The 15,754-nt window shown below is 69.6% G+C and carries 15 protein-coding genes; 8 read left to right on the top strand and 7 right to left on the bottom strand.

The window, feature by feature from the left end:
- Positions 1–2: 2 nt before the first annotated feature.
- From octT to nadD, 4 genes are read right to left on the bottom strand one after another with little or no spacing between them, the layout of a single operon-like run.
- Positions 3–731, bottom strand: a complete 729-nt coding sequence (octT, locus tag BM362_RS36095) for a diglucosylglycerate octanoyltransferase (protein WP_093576188.1) — start codon at positions 729–731, stop codon at positions 3–5.
- Between the two features lie 4 nt (positions 732–735).
- Positions 736–1,350 (bottom strand): histidine phosphatase family protein, encoded by a 615-nt coding sequence (locus BM362_RS36090; protein ID WP_067586222.1) that lies wholly within the window; start codon positions 1,348–1,350, stop codon positions 736–738.
- The gene (rsfS, locus tag BM362_RS36085) at positions 1,347–1,754 is read right to left on the bottom strand and encodes a ribosome silencing factor (protein WP_067586219.1); all 408 of its coding nucleotides are present in this window, start codon (positions 1,752–1,754) and stop codon (positions 1,347–1,349) included. Before rsfS ends, BM362_RS36090 begins: the two co-directional genes overlap by 4 nt.
- Before the next feature lie 45 nt (positions 1,755–1,799).
- Positions 1,800–2,399, bottom strand: a complete 600-nt coding sequence (nadD, locus tag BM362_RS36080; protein WP_078560899.1) for a nicotinate-nucleotide adenylyltransferase — start codon at positions 2,397–2,399, stop codon at positions 1,800–1,802.
- A gap of 166 nt (positions 2,400–2,565) precedes the next feature.
- Between nadD and BM362_RS36075 the strand changes: the two genes are divergently transcribed.
- A complete protein-coding gene (locus tag BM362_RS36075; protein ID WP_093576187.1) occupies positions 2,566–4,683 on the top strand; it encodes a RecQ family ATP-dependent DNA helicase in 2,118 nt (705 codons plus the stop codon).
- Between the two features lie 452 nt (positions 4,684–5,135).
- Here BM362_RS36075 and BM362_RS47085 read toward each other — a convergent pair whose 3' ends face one another.
- On the bottom strand, positions 5,136–5,399 hold the full coding sequence (locus tag BM362_RS47085) for a hypothetical protein (protein ID WP_143132581.1): 264 nt from the start codon (positions 5,397–5,399) through the stop codon (positions 5,136–5,138).
- A gap of 119 nt (positions 5,400–5,518) precedes the next feature.
- Entirely contained in the window at positions 5,519–6,661 is a 1,143-nt protein-coding gene (locus BM362_RS36070) for an FAD-dependent monooxygenase (RefSeq protein ID WP_093576186.1), read from the bottom strand.
- Between the two features lie 162 nt (positions 6,662–6,823).
- Here BM362_RS36070 and BM362_RS36065 point away from each other — a divergent pair, with 162 nt between their 5' ends.
- The 3 genes from BM362_RS36065 (at position 6,824) to argS (ending at position 10,662) form a co-directional block, all read left to right on the top strand.
- Positions 6,824–7,159 carry an ArsR/SmtB family transcription factor gene (locus tag BM362_RS36065; RefSeq protein WP_067586214.1) on the top strand — a complete coding sequence of 112 codons (336 nt, stop codon included), beginning with the start codon at positions 6,824–6,826 and terminating at the stop codon, positions 7,157–7,159.
- Between the two features lie 437 nt (positions 7,160–7,596).
- On the top strand, positions 7,597–8,886 hold the full coding sequence (locus BM362_RS36060) for an MFS transporter (protein WP_067586211.1): 1,290 nt from the start codon (positions 7,597–7,599) through the stop codon (positions 8,884–8,886).
- A 57-nt stretch (positions 8,887–8,943) separates the two neighbouring features.
- Positions 8,944–10,662, top strand: coding sequence for an arginine--tRNA ligase (gene argS, locus BM362_RS36055; protein WP_093576185.1), 1,719 nt, complete (start codon positions 8,944–8,946; stop codon positions 10,660–10,662).
- A gap of 1 nt (position 10,663) precedes the next feature.
- Here the strand turns inward: argS and BM362_RS36050 are convergent, their stop codons facing one another.
- Complete coding sequence (locus BM362_RS36050) at positions 10,664–11,308, bottom strand: TetR/AcrR family transcriptional regulator (RefSeq protein ID WP_093576184.1); 645 nt, start codon at positions 11,306–11,308, stop codon at positions 10,664–10,666.
- A gap of 115 nt (positions 11,309–11,423) precedes the next feature.
- Between BM362_RS36050 and BM362_RS36045 the strand changes: the two genes are divergently transcribed.
- Genes BM362_RS36045 through BM362_RS36030 form a run of 4 tightly spaced genes read left to right on the top strand, consistent with a single transcriptional unit; the run spans position 11,424 to position 15,747 of the window.
- Positions 11,424–12,218 carry an enoyl-CoA hydratase-related protein gene (locus tag BM362_RS36045; protein ID WP_037813731.1) on the top strand — a complete coding sequence of 265 codons (795 nt, stop codon included), beginning with the start codon at positions 11,424–11,426 and terminating at the stop codon, positions 12,216–12,218.
- Positions 12,219–12,220: 2 nt separating this feature from the next.
- Positions 12,221–13,366 carry an acyl-CoA dehydrogenase family protein gene (locus tag BM362_RS36040; RefSeq protein ID WP_093576183.1) on the top strand — a complete coding sequence of 382 codons (1,146 nt, stop codon included), beginning with the start codon at positions 12,221–12,223 and terminating at the stop codon, positions 13,364–13,366.
- A gap of 10 nt (positions 13,367–13,376) precedes the next feature.
- Complete coding sequence (locus BM362_RS36035) at positions 13,377–14,111, top strand: SDR family NAD(P)-dependent oxidoreductase (RefSeq protein WP_067586196.1); 735 nt, start codon at positions 13,377–13,379, stop codon at positions 14,109–14,111.
- A 13-nt stretch (positions 14,112–14,124) separates the two neighbouring features.
- Entirely contained in the window at positions 14,125–15,747 is a 1,623-nt protein-coding gene (locus tag BM362_RS36030) for an AMP-binding protein (protein ID WP_093576182.1), read from the top strand.
- The last annotated feature ends 7 nt before the right edge of the window (positions 15,748–15,754 follow it).

Below are 15,754 nucleotides of genomic sequence, written 5' to 3'. Positions count from 1 at the left end.
CGTCAGCCTACGTGGCCGGAGCCGAGGTGCGGGGCAACGAGTTTCGCCATCGCGGTGCCGACGGCTTCGTGCCCGGCCCATCCCCAGTGCATGCCGTCGGGATTTCCCGCGCCGCTCAAGACATGTTCGCCAACCACGCCGGGCGTGTCGAGCAACGGCACTTCGCATCGCGCGGCCCACGAAGCGATTGCAGCGGCTGCTTCGGCGCGTCCCGTGTGTACGCGTCCGTACGCATCAGCGCGGTGCACCGAAGGCAGCATTCCGAACACAGGCAACTCAGGCCGCAACGCGCGCAACGCTTCGACGGACTGGTCCAGATAGCTCACTGTCAGCCGCGCGGGAAGCACGCGAGGACGTCCGCGCATCACGACAGACAACCGTGGCTGCGCAGCGAGATAGGCACCGCGTACGACGCGACGCACACCGTCGGGGCGCAGGTAGCGAAGTCCCTGACGCAAGTACGTCGGCAACGGCGACGGCAGTGTGTCCATGTGGCCGACAGCGAGCACGACAGCGTCGACGCGGCGCAGATCCGCCCACACCCGCGGGTCGCCGGTGAGCGACCACCACAGGTCGCGCGCGGTCCAGCCGATGCCTGCGACGAGATCAGCTTGTCCGGACAACGCGTTCGCGGCGACGTTGGGCCACAGGCGCGGATCATCGGCCGCGCAAGGACCTTCAGGACCGTGGAAACAGAGTGAATCGCCGAAGACGAGCAGCTGCGGGCTCATCGGGTCAGCCGGTGATGCCCGCGTTGTACGCGTGCAACCGCCACTTCCCCTCGCGGTGGCCGAGGTCGACCCAATGACAGTTCATGATCCCGCCGAGCGACGGCCAGACCTCGACCGGAAGGCCGAGCAGCTTCGCCGTCAGCGCGAGGATCAGACCGCCGTGCGAAGCGAGCAGGACCGATTCCCCGGCGTCGGAGTTCGGCTGCATCAGGTCGTCGACCACCTCGGCGGCGCGTTCGGCCACCTCGACCCGGGACTCGCCGCCCGGCGGGGCCCACGCGGCGTTGGTGCGCCACAGTTCGCGGTCGCCGGGATAGCCCTCGTCGACCTCGGCCCCGGTCAGGCCCTGCCACTCGCCGAGGTGCGTCTCGCGCAGCCGCTTGTCGATCTGCAGCGGCACGCCGATCGCCTCGGTGAGCACAGTGGCGGTGTCGGTGGCGCGGCGCAGGTCGGACGCGATCACCAGGTCCGGCTTGAACCGCGCGAGCGCGGGCACGGCGAAGCGCGCCTGGTTCCAGCCGACCGGGGTCAGCGCCGAATCGAGGTGTCCCTGCATGCGGCCGGCGGCGTTGTAGTCCGTCTCGCCGTGCCGCCAGAGCAGCAGCCGCCGCGGGCTCACGCCTCCGGGCCGTCCGCGTCGTCGGTGTCGGTGGCGGGGACTGTCGCCAGCCCTTCGACCTCGATCCGCGGGCAGTCCTTCCACAGCCGCTCAAGGCCGTAGAACGAGCGCTCGTCCGCGTGCTGGACGTGCACGACGACGTCGACGTAGTCGAGCAGCACCCAGCGGCCCTCGCGCGCGCCTTCGCGCCGCACCGGCTTGTGCCCCTCGATGCGGAGCTTCTCCTCCACGTTGTCGACGATCGCGCCGACCTGCCGCTCGTTCGCCGCGGACGCGATCACGAACGCGTCGGTGATCACGAGCTGCTCGGACACGTCCAGGACGACCACGTCGCTGGCCAGCTTGTCCGCCGCCGCGTGCGCGGCCGCCACCGCCAGGTCCCGTGCCTCGGACGTCGCTGCCACAGTGCTCCTTCAAGATTTCGGGTACGCCCGGACGAGGGTACCCGGTCAGGCCTCGGCGTCCTTGCGGTAGAGGTCCTTCTTGGCGATGTAGCGCACAACGCCGTCGGGCACGAGGTACCAGACCGGCTCGCCGCGCTCGACGCGCTCGCGGCATCCGGTGGACGAGATGGCCATCGCGGTGACCTCGACCAGGCTCACCTTGCCGCTCGGCAGATGGTGCGAGTTGAGCCGGTAGCCCGGCCGGGTGACACCGATGAAATGCGCGAAGTCGAACAGCTCGTCGGCCTTGTGCCAGGTGAGGATCTGTTCGAGGGCGTCGGCCCCGGTGATGAAGAACAGCTCGTCGTCCGGGTATTCCTCGTGCAGGTCCCGCAGCGTGTCGACGGTGTAGGTCTGGCCGCCGCGGTCGATGTCGACCCGGCTCACCGAGAAGACCGGGTTGGACGCGGTGGCGATGACCGTCATCAGGTAGCGGTCCTCGGCGCGCGTGACGCGGCGGCCGGACTTCTGCCACGGCTGCCCGGTCGGCACGAAGATGACCTCGTCGAGCGCGAACCGCGACTGGACCTCGCTGGCCGCGACGAGGTGGCCGTGGTGCACGGGGTCGAAGGTGCCGCCCATGACCCCGATCCGGCGTGGTGACATAGCCGGTGAGCCTATACGCGCGGGCACGCGAGGGCTTCCCGTCGCGCCTGCGACCTAGGTTACTGTTGTGACATGAGTCACATAACTCTGCGTTTCCGGCCGGGAACTGTCCGTTCCGGTCCGGGCGGCTCCGGGATTGTCGGGGGCATGGGGTAGACCGGGGGACGTGGACACCACCGATACCACCCCAGACCTCCGGACCCGCGCGGAGACCCTGCTCCGGGCGCTCGCCGGGGACAACGCCGCCCTCCGAGAGGACCAGTGGACCGCCATCGAGGCACTGGTCGCGCACCACCGGCGCGCGCTCGTCGTGCAGCGCACCGGCTGGGGGAAGTCGGCCGTGTACTTCCTCGCCACCGCGCTGCTGCGGGAACGGGGAGCGGGACCGACGGTCATCGTGTCGCCGCTGCTCGCCCTGATGCGCAACCAGATCTCCGCCGCCGCCAGGGCGGGGATCCACGCGGCCACCATCAACTCGGCGAACGCGCAGGAGTGGGACCAGGTCCAGGCGTCGGTGGCCGCGGGAGAGGTGGACGTGCTGCTGGTCAGCCCGGAACGGCTCAACAACCCGGACTTCCGCGACAGCGTGCTGCCGAAGCTCACCGCCGGCGCCGGCCTGCTGGTGGTGGACGAGGCGCACTGCATTTCCGACTGGGGCCACGACTTCCGGCCGGACTACCGGCGGTTGCGCACGCTGCTGGGCGACCTGCCCGACGGCGTGCCGGTGCTGGCCACCACCGCGACCGCGAACGACCGGGTGGCCACGGACGTCGCCGAGCAGCTCGGCATCGGCGGCGAGACGGACACGCTCGTCCTGCGCGGTCCGCTCGACCGGGAAAGCCTGCGCCTGGCAGTGGCCGAACTGCCCAGCGACGAGGCGCGGCTGGCCTGGCTCGCCGAGCACCTGGCGGAGCTGCCGGGGTCGGGCATCATCTACACGCTCACCGTCGCCGCCGCGCACGACGTCACCGCGCTGCTGTCCGACCGCGGCTATCCGGTGGCCGCCTACACCGGGAAGACCGATCCGGCCGACCGCCAGGCCGCGGAGGACGACCTGCTGGAGAACCGGGTCAAGGCGCTGGTGGCGACATCGGCGCTCGGGATGGGGTTCGACAAGCCGGACCTCGGGTTCGTGGTGCACCTCGGCGCGCCGTCGTCGCCGATCGCCTACTACCAGCAGGTCGGCCGTGCCGGTCGCGGCGTCGAACGGGCCGAGGTGGTGCTGCTGCCCGGGCGCGAGGACAAGGCGATCTGGGCGTACTTCGGGTCGCTGGCGTTCCCGGACGAGCTGCGGGTCACGCAGGTGCTCAACGCGCTCGCGTACGCCGACCGTCCACTTTCGACAGCCGCGCTGGAGCCGTCGGTCGAGCTTTCCCGGTCTCGGCTGGAGATGGTGCTGAAAGTGCTCGATGTGGACGGTGCGGTGCGCCGGGTGCGCGGCGGCTGGGAGAGCACCGGCCAGCCGTGGGAGTACGACCGGGAACGGTACGAGCGCGTCGGTGTCGCGCGGGCGGCCGAGCGGGAGGCGATGCTCGGGTACATCCGCACCGGCGAATGCCGGATGGAGTATTTGCGGCGGCAGCTCGACGATCCGGAGGCAGCGCCGTGCGGCCGGTGCGACAACTGCACCGGGCAGCACTGGAGCACGGCGGTGTCCGACGAAATCGCGGGTGCCACGCGGGAACGGCTGGACCGGCCCGGGGTCGAGGTCGCGCCGCGCAAACAGTGGCCGAGCGGGATGAAAGGGCTCGACGTGCCGCTGTCGGGCCGGATCAAGACCGAGGAACAGGCCGAGCCGGGACAGGTGCTGGGCCGGCTCACGGACGTGGGCTGGGGCGGCCGGCTGCGCGAACTGCTCGGCCCGGGCGCGCCGGACGCCGAGGTCCCCGACTCGGTTTTCGACGCGTGCGTGAAGGTGCTCGCGGGGTGGCAGTGGGCGCAACGTCCGGTGGCGGTGGTGGCGATCCCGTCGGCGACGCGGCCGCAACTGGTGGACAGCCTCGCACTGCGGCTGTCGGCGATCGGCCGGCTGGACTATCTGGGAGAGCTGGCGTCGGCCGGGCCGCCGCCGCGGCAGGCGAACAGCGCGCAGCGGCTGGCTGATCTGTGGCGGAGGTTGAGCCTGCCGGAGGACCTGGCGGCGAGCGTCGCGCAGACGCGCGGGCCGGTGCTGCTGGTGGACGACCTGATCGACACCGGCTGGACGATGACGCTGGCGGCGCGGCTGCTGCGGCGGGCCGGGGCGGAGGGGGTGTTGCCGTTCGCGTTGGCCAGTACGGCTTGAGGTGCGCCGGGCTCGGTGGTGAGCCGGAGCGGCTTTGCCTGGCTGGGGCGGCGACTGGTCGGCAGGTACGCCGAGCTTCGGCGGCCGGTCAGTGGGCGAACTGGGCGGAATCGACGGCTGAGCGGCGGGGCGCAATCAGCGACTGGGTGCGCCGGGACTGAATCGGCGACTCGGCGCGCCGGGGCTGAATCGGCGACTGGATGCGCCGGGGCTGAATCGGCGACTCGGCGGCTCGAGTTCGCGGGGATCCGCGGCTGGTCGTCAGGTGCGCCGGGCGGGGTCGGGCAGGTCGGCTCGGTCACGACTGGCGCGCGGCGTGACTGGTGCGCAGACGGCCGGGCTTGATTGGCCGGGGTCTGCGGCTGGTGGGTACGTGCGGCGGGCTGAGTCGAGCAGACCGGTGTTGTGTTGCTGGCAGGCTCTTGCGTTCGATCGTCGCGTATTCGCCGCCATCAGGCGGAGTTGCTGCTCAGCAGGGTGGCAGGCAACTCGGGAAGACGCCGACAGTGCAGCCGCGCGCATGCCGCGGGTATCTGGTCGCGATGTCGCCGACAGCGGGGCATCCCGTCGAGCAGACCGTCTTCGTCGAATGCCTGATGAACGACCGCGCCGACGAGTACGAAATCAGGCGGCCGGTCGGCGAGGCTGAATTCGCCGCGGCACAAGGAGAACTGGCCGACGCGCAAGGAAACCCCCGGCGTCGCCGCAGGCAGCATCGGCCACGCTCTGGCCTGCGTGCGGCCCAGCCGGGTCGTCGGCCATGGCGGCGTCGACCCGGCTGAGAGCTGCCGCGGAGCCACGCACCTGCCGGGTGACCGGTCTGCGCGGACCCGGTCTACCGGTTCGCGGCTTCGCGAGCGGTGAACCGGCTCGTGCGACTGGCTGCGCGAGCCACCGTGTTGCGCACCACCAGGCCCGGCCGGGTACGGGGCACCATGAGCCGGGAGACCAGACCGACGCGTCGTTGCCGTGGGCCCACTTCACGGCGAAGTCGCGACTCGTAGGCAGCGAAGGCGCGGGCGTGATCGCCTGGATGGGCGGCGAGTTCGTCCGCGAGGGCGTACGCGCCCGCCATCGCCATACTGGACCCGTCGCCCAGCAGGGCTGTCGCTCCCGCCGCGTCCCCGAGCAGTACGACCCGTCCGCGGGACCACGAGGGCATCCGGACGGTGGTCAGGGGGTCGAAGAACGGAGCCGGGTGGTCGAGGTACGCCGCCACGAGTTCCGGTGCGCGCCACCGCACGTCGGCGTAGGCGCCGGCCACCGTCTGCTTGTGCAGTGCGATGTTCCTGCGGTCGTGGGGTGCTGGCTGCGCGGCCCGGAAAGTGAAGATCGCGAGCGGGGTGGTCCGCGAGGGGTGAACGACCAGCATCCGGTTCGGCACGGTCAGCATCGTCATCTCGTTCGGGTCCTCGATGGCGTCGGGTTCCAACGGGACGGTCGCGCCGTACAGACCCAGATCGCTCACGAACTGCCGCTCTGGTCCGAAGACCAGGCGTCGCACCGCGGAGTGCATCCCGTCCGCACCGGCTACCAAGTCGAAGCGCCGTGGCGCGGACCGCCGAAAGGTGACGTCGACCCCGCCTCCGTCCTGGTCGAGAGCGGTGACCGTGTCGTCGAACAAGAACTCGGCCTCGGACCGCGCCGGCTGGTGGAGGACCTCGGACAGGTCGGCTCGGGTCACCTCGACCGCCGGAGACTCGTCCGAGGCGAGCGGGAGCCGCAGGATTCGCTTGCCGCCGGGGTCGAGCAGGGTCAGCGACCGGGTGCGCGTGGCGAGCCCGCGGAGCTGCGGGAGGATGCCCATGCGCTCGGCGACCGGGATCGCGGGCCCCTTGACGACGACGGCGCTGCCGCCGGAGCGCAGCTGCCGGGCATGTTCGACGACCGTCGGCCGGTATCCCTGCCGGGCCAGCCAGTATGCGAGTGCGGGCCCGGCGATTCCGGCGCCGACTATCAGCACCTCGCGCTTCGTCATGACGATGACCTCTCGGAGTGTCGATGACCCGGAGTCCGGCTACTGGGCCGGGTCTCCATGAGCGGAGGCACCGCGCGGCCGGGTCAAGGTACGATCAAATTCGTACCTTAGTACAGCATCTCCCTGAGGTACGATGCAAGTCGTACCTGAAGGAGGTGTCGCGTGGCCGGGACGAAGCAGGCCGGGCCGGAGGCCGATGCGCTGGATCTGGGTGCGGTGCTTCGCGCTCTCGCCGACGAGCACCGCCGTTCGGTGATGACGGAATTGGCCGCCGACCGCGGCGACAGCGAACGGGGCTGCAACTCGTTCAATCTTCCGATTTCGAAGCAGACCCAGACCCACCACTTCCGGGTCCTTCGCGAGGCGGGCCTCATCGACGAGATCGACTACGGCAACCGCAAGGGCATCCGGCTGCGACGCGCGGACGTCGAGAAGAGGTTTCCCGGGCTCCTCGCGCTCCTGAAAGCAGAGCCCCGAGGCGGTACCGCTCCGCACTGAGCACACCGGAGACCGCTGGGGCGGCGGAGGTGCGGCCGAGGCACTCCGGGTTCGGAAACAGGCCTCTCGGCTTCGGGTTGTGAGATAACCGGTTCCAGCGCGGGTTCGCGGTGCGCACCGGGCGATCCGGCGGGCAAGGCACTGGGCCGGTTCAGGCAGGTCGGGCTGCCCGCGGCCGGTGCGCGGGAAGCGGCGGAGCCAGCCCGGACGAGCGCATCCCCGGATCGGCATGGCAACCGGGCGCCTGGCGCAAGGCGAGCCGCCGTCCCGTCGTGACCGCACGATGTCTGTGCGGCGAAAGCGATCCGGCGCCGCCAACCGCATCACGGACCGCAGTGGGACAAGCACCAACCGCCACTCTTGGCCGAGATCTACCGATCTCCGGGCATTTCTGGCAAAGTCCCGTTCCACCCGTGCGGACGTGTGGAGGTTGCCCGATGGCCGGTTCTACGACCGAAGGCGTCGCCCGGCACCGGCTGCCGGTGCGGAAGTTGTTCGCTGCCAGTGCGGGCAATGCGCTCGAGTGGTTCGACTGGACGATCTACGCGACCTTCAGCATCTACTTCGCCGGCGCGTTCTTCCCTCCCGGCAACGAAACGCTCGCCCTCATCAACACGTTCGCCACCTACGCGCTCGCGTTCTTCTTCCGGCCGCTCGGCGGCGTGCTGCTCGGGCGGTTCGCTGACGTGCACGGGCGCAAGCCCGCCATGATTCTCACCATTTCGCTGATGGCGGGCGGGTCGGTCGCGATCGGGCTCCTGCCCACGTTCGCGCAGGTCGGGTGGCTCGCTCCGATTCTCCTTCTGCTCGCGCGGATCGCGCAGGGGCTTTCGCTCGGCGGCGAGGTTTCCAACGCTTCGGCGTACCTCGGCGAGGTCGCGCCCAAGGAGCGGCGGGGGCGGTACTCCTCCTTCTTCTACATCTCCACCGGGTCCGCGGTGCTCATCGCGACGGTGCTCGGGTTCGTGCTCGCCCGCACGATGGACAAGGCGCATCTCAGCTCGTTCGGCTGGCGGATTCCGTTCCTGCTCGGCGGGGTACTCGGGCTGGTCGGGCTGTGGCTGCGCCGCAGTCTCGCGGAAACCGAGCTGTACCACGAGAAAAAGGAGACCGCGCGACAGGTGCGGCGGCCGTTGCTCACCACGGTCACTCAGCATCCGAAGGCGGTCGGGCAGCTCATCGGGTTCTCGATGCTCTCGACGCTGTGCTACTACACCTTCTTCAGCGCCCTGACCTCCTTCGCCGTCAAGGGGCGCGGCGCGAACGACGTCGACACCTTCCTCGCGCTTTCCATCGCGACCGCGCTCTTCGTCGTCCTCCAGTACCCGATGGGAGCCCTCGCCGACCGGGTCGGACGGCGGCCTCAGCTGCTGGTCTGGTCCGGGGCGACGGCACTCGTCATCGTCCCCCTCTCCTCTCTCGTGCGGCCCGGGTTCGGGAATCTGCTCATCGTGTTCTGCGTCGGCCTCGCGCTCTACACCGCGATGACCTCGCTCGCCCCGGCGATCATGAGCGAGCTCTTCCCGACCGAACTCCGCGGGCTCGGCATCGGCGCTTGGTACAACCTGACCGTCGCCGTGTTCGGCGGGACCGCGCCGCTCGTGCTCAGCGCGTTGTCCGCGGCGGGCGCTGCCACCGCCTTCTTCTGGTACGTCGCCGCCGGGGCGGCGATCGCGTTCTTCGTGATCCTCCGGATGCCCGAAACGAAGGGCAGCGAACTGCGGTGAACCCGTTCGCGCGCGGTCGGTAGGCTTCACCGATCGACTAGGCGAAGGAGGGACACCGTGCGCGAGCCCGAGGTGAGTGAGGAACTGGCCCGACGCGTGGTGGCCGCGGTCCGCCGTGCGTTCGACGTCGACCTCGACCCGTCCGCGGCGCTCATCGCGGTGTCCACTCGCGACGGTGTCGACTACCAGTGCAATCTGGCGATGAGCCTCGGCAAACGGCTCGGCACGCCGCCGCGCGAGGTCGCGGCCGGGATCGTCGAGAACCTGGAGCTGGACGGGGTCGCCGACCAGCCGGAGATCGCCGGGCCCGGATTCCTGAACTTCGTGCTGCGCCGCGAATGGCTTGAGCAGCGCGTCGCCGGGCAGTTGCACGACGACCGGCTCGGCGTGGCCGAGGCCGAGCAGCCGCGCCGGGTCGCGCTCGACTACAGCAGTCCCAACGTCGCCAAGGAAATGCACGTCGGGCACCTGCGTTCCACCGTGATCGGCGACGCGATCACCAGGCTGCTGCGCTTCGCCGGGCACGAAGTGCTGCCGCACAACCACCTCGGCGACTGGGGCACGCCGTTCGGCATGCTCATCGAGCACCACCTCGACGAACCGTCCGGCGACCGCAGCGACCTCAACGCGTTCTACCAGGCCGCGCGCCGGAAGTTCGACGCCGACGAGACCTTCGCGAACCGTTCCCGCGAGCGCGTCGTGAAACTCCAGGGCGGCGACCCGGAGACGCTCGCCTTCTGGCAGGAGCTCGTCGACGAGTCGACAAGGCATTTCAACGCGGTCTACCGCCAGCTCGGCATCACGCTCACCGACGACGACATCTACGGCGAGAGCTTCTACAACCCGTACCTGGGCGAGGTCGTCGACGAACTCGAAGCCGACGGGCTCACCGAGATCAGCGACGGCGCGGTCTGCGTGTTCCCCGAGGGCTTCACCAACCGCGAGGGCGACCGGCTCCCGCTGATCGTCCGCAAGCGCGACGGCGGCTACGGCTACGCGGCCACCGACCTCGCCACCGCCCGGTACTGGACCGCCGAACGCGGCGCGACCGACCTGCTCTACGTCGTCGGCACCCCGCAGGCACAGCACTTCGCGATGGTCTTCGCGGTGTCCCGCACCGCGGGCTGGCTCGACGGCGTGCACGCCGAGCACATCGGGTTCGGCTCGATCCTCGGCGCGGACGGCAAGGTGATCCGCACCCGCGCCGGCGAGACGATCAAGCTCGCCAGCCTGCTCGGCGAAGCGGTCGCGCAGGCTGGCGAAGTCGTTGCCGAGCGCAGTGAACTCAGCGAGGAAGAGCAGCAGGAAGTCGCGCGCGCGGTCGGGATCGGCGCGGTGAAGTACGCCGACCTTTCCAGCGACCGCGAACGCGACTACGTGTTCGACTGGGACCGCATGCTCGCCAAGGACGGCAACACGTCCGTCTACCTGCAATACGCGCACGCGCGGATCGAGTCGATCCTCGCCAAAGCCGGAGAACCCACCGAAGACGCGCCCATCCTGCTTCAGGAACCGGCGGAACGCGCGCTCGCGCTGACGCTGCTGCGGTTCAGCGAAGCGATCAGCGCGGCGACATCCGCGTACGCGCCGCACAAGCTGTGTACGTACCTGTACGACACCGCAGTCACCTTCTCGCGCTTCTACGAACAGTGCCCGGTGCTGATCGCAGAAACGCCGGAGCTGCGCGCTTCGCGGGTACAGCTGGCGACGCTCACCTCGCGCACGCTCGTGCAGGGCTTGGCGTTGCTCGGCATCGAGGCCCCGCGCCGCCTCTAGCTCACCGTCCGAGCTGTCCGAGCTGTCCGAGCTGTCCGATGTGGACGAGCGCCATCAACGTGTCGGCCACCTCGTCCACCGCTTTACCGCGCGCGGCGGACGGCAGTTCACCGCACCATGTCGGCGCCTGGCTCATCGCGGCATGCATGCACTGCAGCACGGTGTCGACGCTGGTGACGGTGAACTCGCCGCTCGCCAGGCCTTCTTCGATCAGCGCGCGGAAAAGCGCGTCGTGGCGACGGCGGAGTTCCTTGATGCGTTCGCGTTGCGCGCTCGGCCATTCGCGCGGCATCAGGAACAGCCGCAACGCCGCCGGATAGTCGTTGACCGCGATCGTGACGTGTTCGTGGATCAACGCGCGCAGCCGGGCTTCCGGCGGGCCCTCGGTGCGGTCGAGCAGGTGCTCCAGCCGGGCCGTCCACTCGTCGCCGAGCGTCTCGATCGCCGCTGTGCCCAGCTCGTCCTTGCTGGAGAAGTAGTAGTACAGCGAGCCCTTCGTGACGTCCAGGCGCTCGGCGACGTGCTCCAGGCTCACCGCGTCGTAGCCGCGTTCGCCGAACAGTTCGGCCGCCGCCGTCAGGATCTCCTGGATCCGCTTGCCCCGTTTGCGCCGCACGCGCTCGGACGGCGGCTTCACCGCGGCCATCTCGTTCCTCCACATCCTTCGCTGCCCCAGAAGCCTACCGGTTGACCATGGATTCAACTCTTGACTCAACAGTCAAATTTTGTCACGGTGGTCAGACGACAGACGGGAGCGAACGATGGAGTTCGAGGACATCCGGTACGAGATCGACGGTCCGGCCGCGGTCGTCACGATCGACCGGCCGGAGCGCTACAACGCCTTCCGCGGGCGGACAGTCGACGAGCTGATCAAGGCGTTCCGCTTGGCGTGGGCGGACAAGCACGTGCAGGCGGTGATCCTCACCGGCGCCGGCGAGAAGGCGTTCTGCACCGGCGGCGACGTCAAGCAGCGGGCGGAGACCGGCGACTACGGCCCGACCGAGAGCGGCATGTTCGAGATCGGCAACCTGCACAAGCTCATCCGCGACATCCCGAAGCCGGTGATCGCCGCGGTCAACGGCGTCGCGGTCGGCGGCGGGCACGTGCTGCACGTCCTGTGCGACGTCACGATCGCCAGCGAGACCGCGCGGTTCGGCCAGGCCGGTCCGCGGGTCGGGTCGTTCGACGCCGGGTTCGGCTCGGCGTATCTCGCGCGGGTCGTCGGCGAGAAGAAGGCGCGCGAGATCTGGTTCTTCTGCCGCCAGTACGACGCGGCCGAGGCGGAGCGGATGGGTCTGGTCAACGCCGTCGTCCCGCCGGGCGAACTGCTCAAGACCGCCAAGGCGTGGGCCGGCGAAGCAGCCGAGAAAAGCCCGACCGCACTGCGTTTTCTCAAGCAGTCCTTCAACGCGGACACCGACCACCAGGCCGGACTGTCCAATTTGGCCATGTCCGCGCTCGACCTGTTCACTGCCTCGCCGGAGGGCTTGGAGGGTGCGCAAGCGTTTGCGGAGAAGCGCAAGCCGGACTTCGTCTCGCACGTGAACTGGCACTGACCATGGATTTCACCTTCACCGGCGACGAGGACTCCTACCGGCGAGAGCTGCGCCGATTCGCGGCGAAAGTCCTTGCGCCGCACTACCAATCCGACGACAAGGCGGCGAAGCTGCGGCCCCAGCTCGTCGCGGACCTGGCCTCGATGGGCCTGACCGGCCTGCGCATCCCGGAACGCCACGGCGGCCAGGAGGCCAGCGCGGTCGTCGCCGGGATGGCCGCCGAGGAGGTCGCGCACGGCGACTTCAACGCGGCCTACCTGATCATCGTCAGCGCGCTGGTCAGCGACATCCTCACCCGCAACGCGACCGAGGAGCAGCAGGCGGCGTGGCTGCCGCCGATCGCGTCCGGCGAGGTCGTGCCCGCGTTCTGCATCACCGAACCCGGGCACGGCACCGACGCCGCGAAGCTGGAGATGAAGGCTGAACCGGACGGCGACGGCTGGCGGCTCACCGGCGAGAAAACGTCGATCACGCTGGGCATGTCCGCCGACGTCGCGCTCGTGCTCGCCCGCACCGGCGGTCCCGGTGCCCGCGGCGTCAGCGCGTTCTGGGTCGAACTGGACGACACGTATGTCTCGCGGGCGGCGTTCGACGACCTCGGCAGCCGGGCGATCGGCCGCGCTTCACTGCACTTCGACGGACTGCCCGTCCCGAAGGATGCCTTGGTCGGCGGAGAAGGACAGGGCTTCGTCTCGGTGATGCAGGGTTTCGACTACTCCCGCGCGATCATCGGGCTCGCCTGCCTTGGCGCAGCGCAGGTTTCGCTCGACGAGGCGTTGCAGTGGTCCCGCGACCGCGAGGCGTTCGGCAGCCCGATCGGCACCTTCCAGGGCGTCGCGTTCCCGCTCGCTGAGCAGGCGACTTACCTGCGCGGAGCCCGACATGTCTGTTACGAGGCGTTGTGGCGCAAGGACAACGAAGTCGAGCACAGCACCGAGGCGGCGATGGCGAAGTTCTGGGCGCCGAAGCTCGCCGCCGAGACCATCCACCAGTGCCTGCTGACCTTCGGGCACCTCGGGTATTCCAGCGAAAGCCCGGTCGGGCAGCGGCTTCGCGACGTGATCGGCCTCGAAATCGGCGACGGCACCGCGCAGGTGTCGAAGCTCGTCATCGCGCGCAACCTCCTCGGCCGCGCCTACGCACCCTGATGGAGAAACCATGCTGAAAGACAAAGTAATCATCGTCACCGGCGCGGGCCAGGGAATCGGCCGCGGCATCGCCGAGAAGCTGGCCGCCGAGGGCGCGACCGTCGTGGTCAGCGACATCAACGAGACCACCGCGAAGGAAACCGCGGCCGCGATCGGCGGGCTCGGCGTCCAGACCGACGTCACCTCCCCCGAGTCCGTCGCCGCCGCGGTCGAGCAGGTTCGCGCGCAGTTCGGCCGGATCGATGCGCTGGTCAACAACGCAGGCTGGGACAAGGCGGGCCCGTTCGTGGAATCCGATCGCGCCGATTGGGACCGCGTCGTGCAGATCAACCTCTACGGTGTGCTCAATACCTGCCGCGAGGTGCTGCCGGTGATGGTCGAGCAGGGTTTCGGCTCCGTGGTCACCATCGCGTCCGATGCCGGTCGCGTCGGCTCGTCGGGCGAGGCGGTGTACTCGGCGGCGAAGGGCGGCGTCATCGCGTTCACGAAGTCGATCGCCCGGGAATTGGCCCGCAACACGGTCAACGCCAACGTCGTCTGTCCTGGCCCCGCGGACACCGCGTTGTTCGCCTCGCTCGGCGGCGACAACCCGAAGCTGCGCGAAGCACTGACGAAAGCCATCCCGTTCCGGCGGCTCGCGCAGCCGTCCGACATCGCGAACGTGGTCGCCTTCCTGGCCTCCGACGAGGCCGCCTACGTCACCGGCCAGACCGTCAGCGTCAGCGGCGGCCTCACCATGAGCTGACCCGGAGCCCGCCATGTTCGCGACGATTCTCAACGACGAGACGATCGAGGCCCACACCCGCGCCGGGTACTGGGTCAACCGCATCATCACCGACTACCTCGACGACGCCGCGGCGGCCACGCCGGACAAGACCGCGTTCGTCGATTCGCGGCGCAGCGTCACGTTCGGCCAGCTCAAACGGGAGGTCGACCGGTGCGCGCTCGGGCTGCTGGAACTGGGCGTCCGGCCCGGCGACGTCGTGTCTTTCCAGCTGCCGAACCGGATCGAGTGGATCGTCGTGCACTACGCGGCGAGCCGGATCGGCGCGGTCAGCAATCCGCTCATCCCGATCTATCGCGACCGCGAGGTCGGCTTCATGGTCGCGCTCGCGAAGTCGAAAGTCCTGGTGGTGCCGCGGGAATTCCGCGGTTTCGACTACCCGGCGATGGCGGAGCGGCTCCGTCCGCGGTGGCCGGAACTGGAGCACGTGCTGGTGGTCGGGTCGTCCTGGGACGAGTTCGCCGCGACGCCCTGGGAAGAGCGGCGGGAGCTGCCGTCGTGGCGGCCTGATCCCAACGACGTCACCCTGCTGATCTTCACCTCCGGCACCACCGGCGAGCCCAAGGGCGTGATGCACACGCACAACACGGCCGTCGCCGCGAACAACCCGCTCCCCGACCGGCTCGGCATCACTTCCGACAGCGTCCTGCACATGGCGTCGACGCTCGCGCATCTCACCGGTTTCCTTTACGGCGCGAGGCTCGGCGTGCAGAACGGCGCGACCTGCGTGCTGCAGGACGTATGGGATGCCGCGCGATTCGTGGAACTGGTCGCCGAACACGGCATCACCTACACCTCCGCCGCCACGCCGTTCCTGCACGATCTGCTGTCCGCGCCGAACCTCGCCGACCACGATCTCAGTTCCCTGCAACGGTTCTGCTGCATGGGCGCACCGATCCCCCGCGCGCTCGTGCGGCAGGCACGGCGGAAGCTGCCCGGTCTGGTCGTGCTCGGCGGCTGGGGACAGAGCGAGGACGCGCTGGTCACGCTCGGCATCCCCGGCGATCCGGACGACAAGCTGATCGACACCGACGGCTATCCGTGGCCGGGGATGCGGATCCGGACCGTCGACGCGGACGGGACCGAATTGCCGCCAGGCGCCGAAGGCCGGCTGCAGGTCGCCGGGCCGTTCCTGTTCGCCGGCTACGCGGAACGGCTCGAACTGGCCCGCGAGAGTTTCACCGGCGATTGGTTCGACACCGGCGATCTCGCGACCATCGACGCCGACGGCTACCTCCGCATCGCCGGCCGCACCAAGGACGTGATCATCCGCGGCGGCGAGAACATCCCGGTCGCGTACGTGGAGAACGTCCTTTACGAACACCCGGACGTCGAAGCGGTCGCCGTGGTCGCGGTCCCCGATCCGCGACTTCAGGAACGCGCTTGCGCCTGCCTTGTGCTGAACCCCGGCGCCCACCTGGACCTGGAGAAGCTGCGCGGCTTTCTCGCCGAGAAGGGCGTCGCCAAGCAGTACTGGCCGGAGCGCGTGGAACTGTTTCCGGAACTCCCCCGGACCGCCAGCGGCAAAATCCAGAAGTTCCAGCTCCGCACGCTGGTGGACAAGGAGAGCGGGACCGGTCCCCGGCCGGTTCAGTAGCTTCGGG

This window comes from Amycolatopsis rubida (assembly GCF_900115345.1).
Lineage (GTDB): Bacteria > Actinomycetota > Actinomycetes > Mycobacteriales > Pseudonocardiaceae > Amycolatopsis > Amycolatopsis rubida.
The sequence above is the reverse complement of the archived record's forward strand: the minus strand, read 5'-3'. Positions and strand labels throughout refer to the sequence as shown.